Origin of the sequence: Paraburkholderia sp. J67 (assembly GCF_905220265.1) — a bacterium.
Lineage (GTDB): Bacteria > Pseudomonadota > Gammaproteobacteria > Burkholderiales > Burkholderiaceae > Paraburkholderia.
The window spans coordinates 56,596-69,959 of sequence record NZ_CAJMZK010000032.1 but is presented as its reverse complement, the minus strand read 5'-3'; the positions used below and the strand labels follow the sequence as shown (position 1 = coordinate 69,959).

The following is a 13,364-nucleotide window of genomic DNA, read 5'->3' as shown; positions in this document are numbered from 1 at the left end:
TGCGAGTCATCGCACTCATTGCACGCACAACAAAATAATATTTCAGCGTGCGAAATATTTCTTTGGCTATAACGCTTTGCATCTAAATCCAGCGTAAATCCTTACGCTCCGGCGTCTCGCGTTCGCGCCCCACAAAGACACATCCGTCGATCCGGACGCAAACGTTCGCGCTTTTTCCACATCGCCCCTCAAGGAACGCTGAAGCAGGCCGTAATCCGTATGCCAGCGCTTCGAAAGCGCCAGTTCCCAGCATCGTTTTTCAGGAACCGCTTCAATGATTTCATTCGTCCAGCGACGCACCAGTGTCGGCGTGCGCCTCGCGCTACTTTCCTGCGTGATTGTCGCGGCGATCTTCATCGCATTTACTTTGGCGCTCACCAGCAGCGCCGCCAACCAGGTCGGCGAACAGGTGCGCGCGCGCATCGCCGAAAAGGACCGCTCGGTCGCCTCGACGATCGCGTTGATCGACAGCGCGCTCGACGCCGAAGTCGATCGCTCGATGACGCTCTTCGCGAGCTTCCTGCCCGGCGACTTCGCGCTCGATCCATCGCAAAGCGTCGATATCGGCGGCACGGCCACGCCCACGTTCAAGGTGGGCGATCACGTGCTGAACCTCGACTTCACGATTCCCGACCAGTTCCTCGCACGCAGCGGCGCGATCGCGACCGTGTTCGCACGCAGCGGCGACGACTTCGTGCGCGTCACCACCTCGCTCAAGAAGCAGGACGGCTCGCGCGCGATCGGCACGCTGCTCGACCGCAAGGGCCCGGCCTACCCGCTCATTTCCGCGGGCCAAAGCTATTCGGGCCTTGCGCAGCTCTTCGGCAAGGAATACATCACCGAGTACAAGCCGATTGCCGATGCCAGCGGCAAAGTGATCGGCGCGCTCTTCGTGGGCGTGGATGTGGACAAGCAGATCGAGTCGATCAAGAACGAGATCGCGAAACTCAAGCTCGGCGACACCGGCTATTACTTCGTGATGGATGCGTCGAGTGGCGCGGCGCGCGGGACGTTCATCGTGCATCCGGCCGCCGCCGGCAAGCATTACGACGACGCCAACGCACCGTATTCGCGCATGCTCGACGCGCGCGAGGGCACCTTCGACTACAGCAGCGCCGACGCCACGCTCAACGAGCGCGACGCGCACGCCAAACTCGTCTCCTTCGTGAGCGTGCCGCAGTGGCAATGGCTCGTGGGCGGCGTGGTGCCGCGCGACGAAATCATGGCGGAAGTGAACGCCACGCGTAACCGCTTCGCGGCGATCGGCTTCGCGCTCGTCGTGCTGTTCGCGGCGCTCGCGATCTACGCGGCGCGGCGCATGGTGAGCCAACCGCTCGACGCTGCCGCACACGCTGCGGGGCAACTCGCGGCGGGCGACCTGACGGTGCGCATCGGCGCGTCGCAGCACCCGCACGCGATGCACGACCCCAATGCGTCGAACGCGACGCAAACCGCCAGCGCCGATGAAATCGGCCGCCTCACCCGGGCAATCGACGGCATCGGCGTGGGCCTCGCGCAAATCGTCTCGCAGGTGCGCGGCGCGAGCGCGCAGATGAGCGACGACACGGCGCGCATCGCCGAAAGCAGTGGCGAGATCGCCGAGCGCATCGCGAGCCAGGCGAGCAGCCTCGAAGAAACCGCGGCAAGCATGGAAGAAATCACCTCGACGGTGCAGCAGAACGCCGATCACGCACAGCGCGCCAACGCCGTGGTGACGGGCGCGGCCGATGCGGCGCTCGACGGCGGCCGCGCAGTCGAGCGCGTGGTCGAGACGATGCAGGACATCAGCCGCGCCTCGCAGAAAATCACTGACATCACGAGCGTGATCGACGGCATCGCGTTCCAGACCAACATCCTCGCGCTCAACGCGGCCGTGGAAGCGGCGCGCGCGGGCGAGCACGGCAAGGGCTTCGCCGTGGTGGCGAGCGAAGTCCGCGCGCTGGCGCAGCGTAGCGCGGCAGCGGCGCGCGAAATTGCAGCGCTGATTGCCGAATCGTCGGCGACGGTGGATACGGGCTACCGGATTGCGGGCGAAGCGAGCACGACGATGCGCGACATCGTCACGCGTGTGGAGGAAGTGCGCGCGATCATCGCCGAAATCAGCGTGGCGTCGCGCGAGCAGTCGGGCGGCATCGAGCAGGTCAACATCGCCGTCTCGCAGATCGGCGAGGCCACGCAACAGAACGCGATACTCGTGGGCGACGCCGAGCGCGCCGCCGCGGCGCTATCGGAGCAGGCCGCCACGCTCGCGCAGCTCGTGAGCGTGTTCAAGCTGCGCGGCGGCTGACTCAGCCCCGAGTCAGGGCGGGTGCCGTGAGCACCCGCTACGCCCTTACTGGATGATCGTCGCGCTCTGCACCAGCGACTTCACCAGCGTCGCCGCGCCCGCGTCCATCGCCTCGGCCGTCAGTTCGCGGCGAATTTCTTCCTTCACGTCGCTGAACTTCTGCACCTTCATCGCGCGCTTGTCCTGAAGCTTCACGACGACCCAGGCCTGGCCCGAGTGCACCGGTTGCGGCGCCACATCGCCCACCTTGAGTTGCGCGAGCGCGCGTGCGAAATCCACCGGCACGCCGTGCGTCTCCCCTTCCTTCACCGGCGTCCTGAAGCTCACCCACGGCATTTCACCGCCATTCGCCTTCGACGGCACCATGCTGTAGTCGCGCGCGAGCGCGTCGAACGGCTGGCCCGCCTTGGCCTTCGCGATCAGGTCTTTCGCCATGTTCTGATCGGCGAGCACGATCACCTGCGGCTTGAACTCGAACTTGCCCAGTTCCGCGTTCGTGGTGTCATAGCGCGCGCGGATCTCACGCTCGGTCGGTGCGGGCACATGCACGTTGTCCTGCATCCACGCGCGGATTTCGGTGTCGCTCTTGCTGGCGTCAGGCGCCTGAAGCACTTCGGGGCGCTGGTCGTAATGCGCGCTCACGGCTTGCTGGCGCAGCACTTCGCGCACGATCAACTGCTCCTTGAGCGCCTTGCGCAGTTGCGGCGTATCGCTGGCGTCGCTGTTGCGGCTCAACACGGTCTGAACCGCGCTGTCGAGTGCCGACTGCGGAATCTGCACGCCGTTGACCACGGCCATCGCACCGGCGGGCAGGTTTTGCGCCGTGCCGGATTGCGCCGCGCCGGGCTGCACGGGGATCGGCTGCGCGAACGCGGGAAGCGCCGAGGCGAGCGCGGCAGAGGCACACAGCGTGCGCAACAGTTGGGACATGCGGAACATCTTGTTTCACTCCAAGGGTGGAAGGGCCAGCGGCCCGCGCCCGGCATTATCGCCCGCCGGGGGAGACGACTGCGAAATGGAGGAGAGAGGAGGCGCGGACTTCAGGAACCGAGCGATATGCGGCGAGGACGGCCCGCTTCCCGCTCGCCACAAAATTTTTCATTCGGATCAGTCACTTGGCAAGGATGCGGACAGGTTTTCCACAAGGCTCTCAACAAAAACTGTGGATAACCTGGCACTCCAATTCGCATAAACAACCCTCCCAGCACATTTCCCCACCCCATGTCATAGTGTGAGCCGCATTGAAACCGCGCTAATCCCGCATCGCTCACCATGTCCGACACCTACTTCTACGACCCCGCCGCCGGCCACGGCCTGCGCCACGATCCGTTCAAGGCCATCGTCGCGCCGCGCCTGATCGGCTGGATCTCCAGCCGCTCGCAGGAAGGCGTGCTCAATCTCGCGCCATACAGCTTCTTCGGCGCCTTCGCCACGTTCCCCGCCGTGATCGGCTTTTGCAGCGAAGGCCGCAAGGACAGCATCAGCAACATCGAGGCGACCGGCGAATTCGTCTGGAATCTCGCTTCGCGTCCGCTTGCCGAGCAGATGAACCGTAGCTCGGCGCCCGTTGCCGCCGAGGTCGACGAATTCGCGCTCGCGGGCCTCACGGCCGCGCCGGGCCGCAACGTCGCGGTCCCGCATGTGGCCGAGGCACCCGCCGCGCTCGAATGCAAGCTGCTTCAGATCGTGCGCCTGAATGCGCTCGACGGCTCGCCGATGGACAACTGGCTCGCGCTTGGCCAGGTGGTGGGCGTGCATATCCGCGAGGAGTATCTGAAAGACGGTCTCTTCGATACCCACGCGGCGCAGCCCATCATGCGCGCCGGTTATCGCGCCGATTACGCGCAGATCGGCGAGATGTTCCAGATGGTGCGCCCCTCCGCCTGAACGCGTCCCCGCGCGCCCGTGTCCGCGCCTGTGCAAGCTCGTTGCCCCTCGCGCCGCACGCGCCGATAATGGCCCCACATCGCGCGTCGCGCGGGGGAGGCAGTCCATGCAATCACCGACCGGCTCGGTCGTGGCGCTCAGTTCGGCGGCCTCGACGATGTTTTCGATCGGCATGATCTTTCTCGGCTATTGGGGCCTGCACGAGCCGTCGCCGTGGCGCGCCGGCGACCGCGTGATCGTGGTGCTGGCGCTGGCGGGGTTCGCGTGCCTCGGCAGCGTGCCGTGGCTGGCCACCTCGCCCGCGCCGCCCGGCGACGAGCGCCGCTTCCTGCTCGCGCGCCGCGCGTTCGTCGCAGGCGCGGCGGCCGTCTGGGTGTCGATCGCGCTTTCGCTGATCCTGTAGCTTCGGTAGCGGATTGCCCGGCCGCGTCGGCCGCCTGAAAGGCGTGCCGCGCAGTTTTGGTACGATGCACGCTTTGCCAGCCATCCAGTTGCCCGCGTGAAGCGTTCCGTGTCGTTTATCCGCGCCCAAGCCGCGAAGTGGTCCTCCCGCCTGAAGCCCCTGCTGTCGTGCGCCTGTGCGCTCGCACGGCCGCGGCTCGCGCAAGGCCTCCATCATCTGCGTCATCCCACCCGGCGCGGCGTGCTGATCGCCGCAGCGGCGCTGCCCGCGGCGCTCGTGCTCTACGTGCTGGTGCTGATTCCGTTTACGCCGGGCATTGGCGACATCCGCAAGGCGCGCGTCGATCAACCGGCGCAGATTCTCTCGGCGGACGGCAAGCTGCTGGCCGAATTCAAGCCGTCGAACCGCGAATGGGTGCCGCTCGCGCAGATCTCGCCGCATATGGTCGATGCGCTGATCTCGACCGAGGATCACCGTTTCTACGAGCATCACGGCATCGACTTCAAGCGCACGGCGGGTGCGGCGCTGCACACGTTCTCGGGCGACCGCCAGGGCGGCTCGACCATCACGCAGCAGCTCGCGCGCAATCTCTATCCCGATGAGATCGGCCGCGCGCCCACGCTCACGCGCAAGATCAAGGAGGCGATCACCGCCTTCAAGATCGAGGCGGTCTACAGCAAGCCGCAGATCCTCGAAACCTATCTGAACACGGTGCCGTTCCTGTACAACGCGTTCGGCATCGAGATGGCGGCGCGTACTTACTTCGGCGTGTCGGCGGATCAACTGACCGTGCTGCAGGCCGCCACGCTCACGGGCATGCTCAAGGGCAACGCCTATTACAACCCGGTGATCAATCCCGAGCGCGCGCTCGCGCGCCGCAACACCGTGCTCTCGCAGATGGTGAAGTACGGCAAGCTCACGCCCGCGCAGTATGCAACGCTTTCGAAGAAGCCGCTGCGTCTGGACTTCGAGCGTCAGACCGAGCCGCCTGGCCCGGCGCCGCATTTCGCGCAGCAGTTGCGCAAGTGGCTGATCGCGTGGGCCGACCGCAACGACTACAACATCTATTCGGATGGTCTGGTCGTTCGCACGACGATCGATTCGCGTTTGCAGGCGATGGCCACGGCCTCGCTCAAGCAGCACGCCAATCAGTTGCAGGGCATTGCGAACGGCGCGTGGAGCGGGCGTAACGGCTGCTCGGCGGACAACGACGTGTTCAAGGCTTTCATGCGCGAGACGCCCGATTTCAAGGCGGCGCATGACGCGGGGGAGAGCGACGCCGATGCGCTCAAGAAGCTCGCTTCGGATCGCAATTTCATGCGTTCGCTCTGCAAGGCCAAGACCGATGTGCAGGCGGGCTTCCTTGCGATCGACCCGCGCGACGGGCAGATCAAGGCGTGGGTGGGCAGCCGCGACTTCCAGGACGAGCCCTTCGATCACGTGCAACAGGCGCGTCGTCAGCCGGGGTCGACGTTCAAGGCCTTTGTCTATGGCGCGGCGTTCGCGGGCGGTGCGAAACCGTCCGATACGGTCATCGATCAGGCAGTGGAAATGCCGCTCGAAGGCGGGGAAATCTGGCGTCCTAACGATGACGTGCCGCCCAGCAACAAGCCGATGACGCTGCGCGACGCGCTTGCGTTCTCGCGCAACCGCATCACGGCGCAGGTCATGCAGAGCGTGGGCCCGGACAAGGTCGCGCGCCTCGCGCGCGCGATGGGCGTGCGCGACAGCCAGCTCAACGCGGTGCCCTCGCTGGCGCTCGGCACGAGCCCGGTGACGCTCAAGGAAATGGTCTCGGCGTACAGCACCATTGCGAACGACGGCGTCTATCTGGAGCCGCGCATGGTCACGCGCATCGAAGACAGCAAGGGCGAAGTGCTCGCGGAGTTCGGCAGCGCGTCGCCGGAGCGGGCGCTGTCGGCTGACGCGGATCGCACCTTGCTCGATACGATGCGCGACGTCGTGAATCGCGGCACGGGTTCGAGCATCCGCACGCGCTTCGGCATTCGCGCCGATGTGGCGGGCAAGACCGGCACGACCCAGGACAACGCGGACGGCTGGTTCATCCTCATGGACCCGCAGCTGGTGGCAGGCGCGTGGGTGGGCTTCGACGATGGCCGTGTGACACTCAATAGCGATTACTGGGGGCAGGGCGCGCGTAGTGCGTTGCCGATCGTCGGCGACTTCTTCCAGCGCGCGCTGCGCTCGCGCATCGTCGATCCGCGCGCGCGTTTCGATACCGAAGTCGCGCCCGGGGCGTTCGAGCAGTTCCGCGACCGCCTGAAGACCTGGATGGATTCGCTGTTCACGTCGAAGCCGACCGAGACGCCGCGTCCCGCTACGCCGATCAAGCGCCCGAGCGCGCCTGAGCCTGCTGAAGTGCCGCCGTCGAGCGGCGTGCAGGCGGGGTCGTCGTCGACTGCGGCTTCGGCCGCGGCTGCCTCGGAAGCGGCTGCGGCGTCGGCGATCCTCAATGGCGTCACGCCGCCCGCGCAGAACGTGCCGCCGATCCTCGGGCCGTCGGGCGCCTCGCAGCAGAGCGCGCCCCAACAGTCTTCGCAGCCTTCGTACCAGCAGCCGCCCTATCCGTCGCAGGAGCCGTCTCTTGCGCCGACACCCACGCCCGACGACGCCGATTCGAGCGGCGGCGCACCGGCGCAATACACGCCGCCGCAGGGCAACTGACGCGGCGCGCGTGCGGCGGCTATGACGCGATCGGCCAGAACCGCCCGCGTACGCCGCACGCGCTGGCGCTCAGGTGCGGGTCGAGCGGCGTGAACGGCGTGCACGCCGCGCTCGCCGCGTGACCCGCTGAAATCTCCATCGCGATCGCTTCCGGCGTGCCGAGCGCGTGACGCCGCTCGGCGTCCCATTGCGCGAATGCGGGCCGCAGCGTGAGCGCGCTATGCGGCACGCGGCCGAGGCCGCGCCAGAGGAACGACTCGCGCACCTCGAACACCTCATCCACCAGACGTTGCGCGGCCGTGTCGCCGGTTTCGGTCACGGCGCGCGCGTACTGGTTTTCCGTGTCGGCGCGACATTCGTTGATTTGCTCCACGAGCATCAGCACGGCATGCAGCACGTCGAGCGGTTCCGGCCCGGCGATCACGATCGGCTTGACGTAATCGGATGAGATCGAGCGATACGGCGCCACGCCGATAACCCGGCTGACGTGCGAAGGCGCGATGAAACCATTGAGCTGCATGCGTTCGCCGATGGCATCGTCGGCGAGCAGGTGACGCATGGCTGCGGGCGTCAGCACGTGGTGGCTGAGCACGCTGAAATTGCCGAGTGCGAGGTCGCGCGCGCGTAGCAGCGCCTCGGCCGAGGCTGGCGCGGTGGTTTCGAAACCGCTCGCGAGATGGACGATGTCGCGTTGCGGATGCGCGCGCGCGAGTGCAAGCGCCTCAGCGATGGTGGCGACGGCAACGATGTCGGCGCCCGCTGCACGCGCAGCGAACAGATTCGTGTGATGGGCGCCCGGCACGCGCAGCAGATCGTCGCTGGCGCACAGCGTCACGCCGCGCGAGCACGCGAGATCGATCGCGGCGTCGATCTGGGCGGCGGGCAGGATGCAGTCGGGGCAGCCTGGGCCGTGGATCAGTTCGATCTGCGACGGCAGCAGCGCGCCCAGACCGTGCCGCGTGATCGCCTGCGCGTGACTGTGGCAAAAGCTGATCAGGCGATAGCGGCGGCGCAGTTCGACGGCTTCGTGCAGGCGCGCGCACAGTCCGCGTGCGATGGCGTTGTGGCGAATGTCGTCGGCGAGTTTCATCGGCCGATGGTCTCGCGGACATCGGCTGGGCGCGCGTTCCCGGGTCGTGCACCGGAGCGTGTCGCGGAAAACATGTTCGGATTCCTTTGTTTATTCAAGATGCGATGTGCCGGCTTTTCGTTGCAGCGCGGCCAGATAACCGACGAGACTGCTCGGCGTATGGGTGTCGTCGAGTTCGCCGCGCGCGACGGCATCGAGCAGATCGAGCGTGGCGTCGATTTCGCGCGCCCGCTCGCTGTCGATGACGGCACGCGCCGCGCCGCGCAGTGCCAGCACCCATGCGCCCGCTGGCAGCGGACCAGTGCGCGACAGATCGAGTGCGCAGGCGCCGTGGCGCGTGGCGGCCTGAGCGGCGAGGCCTTCGGCATACACGATGCGCGCGGGCAGGCCGATGGCGGCTCGCGGGCCGTGTGGCGCGAAGGGATCGGCGGCTGAGGGACCGGCAAAGCGGGTTAAGCGGGGCATGGCAATCCTGAACGGGGCGAGGCTGCACACACGCGTGCGCACGCGGCGAAAACGACCGCGAAAGGTAGCAGCATCTCGCTTCGCAGCGCAGGAGGGGCGCGGAGCGGGATTGATCCTGCGCAAGCGAAAGGGGCGGGAAGCCGTGTCGAGCGAAGGCCTGCGGTGCAGGCGGCCTGGCGCGGGGCGGTGCGGGAAATCTTGCCTTATGTTGCAAGACCGTTGCGGGCTGATACGGTAGCGCTGGGGTGTATGCCGTTTCGAGCGCCGGGGCGATAACGGCGCGCCCGGATTTATCCACAGTTTTTGTTCACAGCCTTGTGGGCAACACCGGGAAATCGCCCCTAACTCATTGACGCAAAAGAACAAGACATTAAACCCCGCGCCACAACCACCACCCACCGCCCGCAAATTATCCACAGATTTTGTTCACAGCCCTGTTGATAACCTTTGGGCGGTTCACGCAAGTGTCTGTCCGCAAAGGAAAACCTCGCAGTGCACCAACGCGGCTCGCACACCGGGCCGCTCAGCGGAAATACGCCTTGGTGTTCTCATGCACATCGTCGCGCACCAGCAGCGCTTCCGGCGCGACCCACGCGTATTCGCTGTGCTGATCGAGCCGGCCCACGCTCGCCGTGTCCTTGACGGCCATGATGTGCGCGAGCACGACGTAGTGCGTCGGCACGCCCTCGCGGCCCGCGAAATTGTCCGGGTAATGATGCTCGTAGAGCCCGTAGAACGACGCCTGCCGACGCGCCACTTCGGCCAGCCCCAGCTCGGCCTCGACGATGCGCGTGAAGGCCGCATCGAGCGTTTCGTTCTTGCGGATGCGCCCGCCCGGCACGAACCAGCTGCCGCGCGCGGGTCGGTTGCGGCGAAAGCCCACCAGCACGCGGCCCGCATCGTCGGTGACGATCAGGTCGATCGCCACCAGCGGCGCGAGGCGCACGGCCGCGAGGAAATCGCCTTCATCGAGCGGCGGCGAGCCGTCGTCCTGCGCACGCTCAGCCGTCGGGCGCACAAGGGCAAGCGGCGCGGCGCTCATGCCACTTTCGCCCGCTGCGCGGCCGCCTCGTTCTCGAAAGCCAGTTCTTCGAGGTAGCGCTCGAAGCCCTCGCCCACTTCCGGGTGGCGCAGCGCAAACTCGACGCTCGCCTTCAGATAGCCGAGCTTGCTGCCGCAGTCGTAACGCTTGCCCCGAAAGCGATACGCAAGCACCTGCTCGCGTGCGATCAACGAGAGAATCGCGTCGGTGAGCTGGATTTCGTTGCCCGCGCCCGGTGTCACGCGACGCAGGTGCTCGAAGATGCCAGGCGTGAAAACATAGCGCCCCACCACGCCCAGACGCGAGGGCGCCGCTTCGGGTGCCGGCTTTTCGACGATGCCGCTCATGCGGAAGATGCGGTCGTCCCACGCGCGCCCGTCGATCACGCCGTACGAGCGGCTTTCCTGCGGCTCGATCTGATCGACGCCCACCACCGAACACGCGTAGTGCCCAAACACGTCGAGCATCTGCGAGAGCACGGGCGGCTGTCCGTCGAGCAGATCGTCGGCGAGGATCACGGCGAACGGCTCGCCATCGACGATCTTCTCCGCGCACAGCACTGCATGGCCGAGACCCAGCGCTTCGGCCTGGCGCACGAACAGGCAATCGACGTGGCGCGGCTTGATGCTCTGCACGACGCGCAGCAATTCGGTCTTGCCGCGGCTCATGAGCTCGGCTTCGATTTCGTAGGACTTGTCGAAGTGGTCTTCGATGGCGCGCTTGCTACGCCCGGTCACGAAGATCATTTCGGTCACGCCCGCCGCGGCGGCTTCTTCCACGGCGTACTGGATCAAGGGTTTGTCCACGATCGGCAGCATCTCTTTCGGGCTTGCCTTGGTGGCCGGTAGAAAACGCGTGCCGAGACCCGCGACCGGAAAGACCGCCTTGCGTATTGTGCGCATCGTTGTTTCCTCGACGTGATGGTCGGTAGTTGTCGTGTGATTGGCGGGCCGTGCCCCGTCAATCGCAGCGTATGGGCACGCGCTCCTGTGCGCTCGCCAAGGCCTCGCCGCTCGCAGCCACGCACCCCGGGTTTCTACGGAGTTTCGAGCGCCAGCGCACGCACGCGGCGAGCGTCACGCGCTGGCAGGGTGTCGATGTCGCACAACGCCGAGACCCTGGCGTACAACGGCGCTTTTACGGCAGTAGCATCGTTCGAATCCTTCAGCCTTCGCGGACGGCCGCTTGCGTTCGCCTGGAAAGTCGCCACGATGAAAGCAGGGCTCACCACCTTCCTCGATCTATCGCGCTGGTTCGCCGCGTTGCTCGTGGTCGTCAATCACGCGCGTTCGCTCGTGCTCGCGGATTTCGCCGCGTCCGCTGCGTCGGGTACCTCGGGCGCGCAGGGTCCGCTCGCGCGCGCGCTGTACTTCTTCACCGGCCTCGGCCACGAAGCCGTAGTGGTGTTCTTCGTCATCAGCGGCTTTCTGGTGGGCGGCACCACGCTGCAGCGCTGGCAGCGGCGCGGCCCGGATCTGCGCGCCTATGCCTCCGCGCGCGCGAGTCGCATCTATACGACCTTGCTGCCCGCTCTGCTCATCGGCATCGCGCTCGATTGCGTGGGCCTGCGCTGGTTCAACACCAGCGGCATCTACACGTCGATGCCCGAGCCGCCCATCGCGACGATCACCTATGTGATCGCCTCCGCGATGAACCTGCCCACGCTTCTCGGCAATCTCTTCATGATGCAGGGCGTGCTCACGCAAACACTCGGCAGCAATGGGCCGCTCTGGAGTCTCGCCTGCGAGTGGTGGTACTACTGCGTGTTCGCACTCGGCGCCGCCGCGCTCACGAGCGAACGCGGCCGGCGTCTGGGTTGGGCCGTGGCGGCCTGTGCACTCGCGGTGCTATTGCCGTTTTCCGTCATGCTGTGGGGCGCCGTCTGGTTGATCGGTGTCCTGACCTTTCGCTGGGTCAATTCGACCGCATGGCGGCCGCCGCCGCTCGCGGGCTTCGCACTGTTCGCGCTCGCGCTGGCCGCTTCGCGCCTCACGCACGGGATTAACGCGATCGAGTCGAATCTGCTCGCGGCGTTCGCACGCGACTTCGTGCTGGGCATCGCCTATGCGGCTGCGCTCGCAAGCGCGAGCCGTCTCGCGCATGGCCTGCCCTTCGCGACATGGCACCGGCAACTCGCCGAGTTCTCGTACACCACTTATCTGCTTCATTTCCCGGCGCTGCTATTGCTCTGCGCGATAGCGGCGCAAAGCTTCGGCCTGCATTTCGGGCAGCGTCCCGACGCGCGCGGCATAACGCTCTTCGCCGTGGCCGTTGCGCTGGTCTATGCGTACTGCTACGCCATTTCGCTGCTCACCGAGCGGCACACGCCGCGCGTGCGTCACGCACTCGATACGCTGTTGCGCGCGCGCCCCGCCTTGCAGGTCGAAACGTCGCGTTCTCCGGCGTCCGAAGCCTGACCCCCGGCGGTTTGCAACAGGAGGGAGAAACATGGCGCCCGGCGCTCTGCGTTTTTTGCTCGCGACCCTCGTCGTGGTCTTTCACTACAGCAGTTTCGGCATCGGCCACATGCCGGTCTATCTGTTCTTCGCACTGAGCGGCTATTGGGTGTTCACGATGTGGCAAAACAAGTACGCAGCCACGCGCGAACCCTACGCGACCTTCATCGTCTCGCGTGCGTGGCGGCTCGCGCCGGTCTTTCTGCTATGCAGTTTCGCCGCGCTCGCGGTGTCGTTCCTGCTACCGCTCGTCGTCGCGCCCGCCGAGCCCTTCATGCCGCCCGAACCGCTCGCGCTCGTTTCGAGCTTCGTCGTGCTCGGCTACAACACGGCGGGCGGCGCACCGCTCGTGCCCGCCTGGTCGCTCGATATCGAGTTGCAGTTCTACCTGGTCGCGCCGTTCGTGATCGCGCTGCTGCAACGGCGCGCGTTGCTTGCCGTCGTGCTCTGCGCGGGCGTGAGTGTGGCGTCGTTCGCGCTTTTCTACGATCGCGCTTCGACCTCCTATTTGCCGTGGTTTCTCGCGGGCATGCTGGCCGCGCGCTATCCTGGCTTGCGCCCGGGCCGCCGCGTCGCACTGGCTTCCGGCGCGCTGGCGCTGGGCATCGTCGTGCTGTTCGCGTGCGTGCCCGCCTTGCGTCCCGTGCTGTTCGGCGGTGCGCATCGTGGCGCGATCTATCTCGCGTGGAATCCGCTGCTTAATGCCGCGCTCGCGGCGGTTGCGTTGCCCTTTGCGCTCGGCACACTCGGCGTGCGCAGCGGCAAATTCGATCGGCTGCTTTCCGATGCCTCGTACTCGCTCTATCTCGTGCATTGGCTGCCGCTGCTCTACGTCTCGCATTACCTCCCGCAGATTTCTGCGTTGCCCCATGTTTCGCGCGCGCTCGCCACGCTGCCCCTCGTGGTGATTTCCTATGCGGCGGCGTTCGCCATCACCCTTTACGTCGACCGCCCATGCAGCCATGCACGCGAACGCTTCGTGAAGACCCGTCGCCTGACGCGCAAACAACCCGCTGCCCGTTCGCTCGCACATTGAGCGGCGGCTGCCG

At 66.3% G+C, this 13,364-nt stretch carries 11 protein-coding genes; 6 read left to right on the top strand and 5 right to left on the bottom strand.

Annotated elements, in window-relative coordinates:
* The first annotated feature begins 274 nt into the window (after positions 1-274).
* On the top strand, positions 275-2,287 hold the full coding sequence (locus U5782_RS35415; protein WP_322048505.1) for a Cache 3/Cache 2 fusion domain-containing protein: 2,013 nt from the start codon (positions 275-277) through the stop codon (positions 2,285-2,287).
* Positions 2,288-2,332: 45 nt separating this feature from the next.
* Here the strand turns inward: U5782_RS35415 and U5782_RS35410 are convergent, their stop codons facing one another.
* Positions 2,333-3,226, bottom strand: coding sequence for a peptidyl-prolyl cis-trans isomerase (locus U5782_RS35410; protein WP_322048504.1), 894 nt, complete (start codon positions 3,224-3,226; stop codon positions 2,333-2,335).
* A 333-nt stretch (positions 3,227-3,559) separates the two neighbouring features.
* On the opposite strand from U5782_RS35410, the gene U5782_RS35405 reads away from it, so the two are divergent.
* The 3 genes from U5782_RS35405 (at position 3,560) to U5782_RS35395 (ending at position 7,262) form a co-directional block, all read left to right on the top strand.
* Positions 3,560-4,174 (top strand): flavin reductase family protein, encoded by a 615-nt coding sequence (locus U5782_RS35405; RefSeq protein ID WP_322048503.1) that lies wholly within the window; start codon positions 3,560-3,562, stop codon positions 4,172-4,174.
* Positions 4,175-4,280: 106 nt separating this feature from the next.
* Positions 4,281-4,577 carry a hypothetical protein gene (locus tag U5782_RS35400; RefSeq protein ID WP_322048502.1) on the top strand — a complete coding sequence of 99 codons (297 nt, stop codon included), beginning with the start codon at positions 4,281-4,283 and terminating at the stop codon, positions 4,575-4,577.
* 117 nt (positions 4,578-4,694) lie between these two features.
* A complete protein-coding gene (locus U5782_RS35395) occupies positions 4,695-7,262 on the top strand; it encodes a penicillin-binding protein 1A (RefSeq protein ID WP_415914462.1) in 2,568 nt (855 codons plus the stop codon).
* Positions 7,263-7,281: 19 nt separating this feature from the next.
* Here U5782_RS35395 and hypD read toward each other — a convergent pair whose 3' ends face one another.
* The 4 genes from hypD to galU form a co-directional block, all read right to left on the bottom strand.
* Positions 7,282-8,352, bottom strand: coding sequence for a hydrogenase formation protein HypD (gene hypD, locus U5782_RS35390; protein ID WP_322048501.1), 1,071 nt, complete (start codon positions 8,350-8,352; stop codon positions 7,282-7,284).
* A 90-nt stretch (positions 8,353-8,442) separates the two neighbouring features.
* A complete protein-coding gene (locus U5782_RS35385) occupies positions 8,443-8,817 on the bottom strand; it encodes a hypothetical protein (RefSeq protein WP_322048500.1) in 375 nt (124 codons plus the stop codon).
* Positions 8,818-9,340: 523 nt separating this feature from the next.
* Positions 9,341-9,859, bottom strand: a complete 519-nt coding sequence (locus tag U5782_RS35380) for a GDP-mannose mannosyl hydrolase (protein ID WP_322048499.1) — start codon at positions 9,857-9,859, stop codon at positions 9,341-9,343.
* A complete protein-coding gene (galU, locus tag U5782_RS35375) occupies positions 9,856-10,761 on the bottom strand; it encodes a UTP--glucose-1-phosphate uridylyltransferase GalU (protein ID WP_322048498.1) in 906 nt (301 codons plus the stop codon). The genes U5782_RS35380 and galU overlap by 4 nt, the downstream gene beginning before the upstream one ends.
* 309 nt (positions 10,762-11,070) lie before the next feature.
* Between galU and U5782_RS35370 the strand changes: the two genes are divergently transcribed.
* Together U5782_RS35370 and U5782_RS35365 are read left to right on the top strand one after the other, a co-directional pair.
* Entirely contained in the window at positions 11,071-12,276 is a 1,206-nt protein-coding gene (locus U5782_RS35370; protein ID WP_322048497.1) for an acyltransferase family protein, read from the top strand.
* A gap of 31 nt (positions 12,277-12,307) precedes the next feature.
* A complete protein-coding gene (locus U5782_RS35365) occupies positions 12,308-13,351 on the top strand; it encodes an acyltransferase (protein ID WP_322048496.1) in 1,044 nt (347 codons plus the stop codon).
* The last annotated feature ends 13 nt before the right edge of the window (positions 13,352-13,364 follow it).

Coding starts and splice junctions, on each gene's coding strand:
- U5782_RS35415 (WP_322048505.1), top strand. CDS start 275: ATGATTTCATTCGTCCAGCGACGCACCAGTGTCGGCGTGCGCCTCGCG.
- U5782_RS35410 (WP_322048504.1), bottom strand. CDS start 3,226: ATGTTCCGCATGTCCCAACTGTTGCGCACGCTGTGTGCCTCTGCCGCG.
- U5782_RS35405 (WP_322048503.1), top strand. CDS start 3,560: ATGTCCGACACCTACTTCTACGACCCCGCCGCCGGCCACGGCCTGCGC.
- U5782_RS35400 (WP_322048502.1), top strand. CDS start 4,281: ATGCAATCACCGACCGGCTCGGTCGTGGCGCTCAGTTCGGCGGCCTCG.
- hypD (WP_322048501.1), bottom strand. CDS start 8,352: ATGAAACTCGCCGACGACATTCGCCACAACGCCATCGCACGCGGACTG.
- U5782_RS35385 (WP_322048500.1), bottom strand. CDS start 8,817: ATGCCCCGCTTAACCCGCTTTGCCGGTCCCTCAGCCGCCGATCCCTTC.
- U5782_RS35380 (WP_322048499.1), bottom strand. CDS start 9,859: ATGAGCGCCGCGCCGCTTGCCCTTGTGCGCCCGACGGCTGAGCGTGCG.
- galU (WP_322048498.1), bottom strand. CDS start 10,761: ATGCGCACAATACGCAAGGCGGTCTTTCCGGTCGCGGGTCTCGGCACG.
- U5782_RS35370 (WP_322048497.1), top strand. CDS start 11,071: ATGAAAGCAGGGCTCACCACCTTCCTCGATCTATCGCGCTGGTTCGCC.
- U5782_RS35365 (WP_322048496.1), top strand. CDS start 12,308: ATGGCGCCCGGCGCTCTGCGTTTTTTGCTCGCGACCCTCGTCGTGGTC.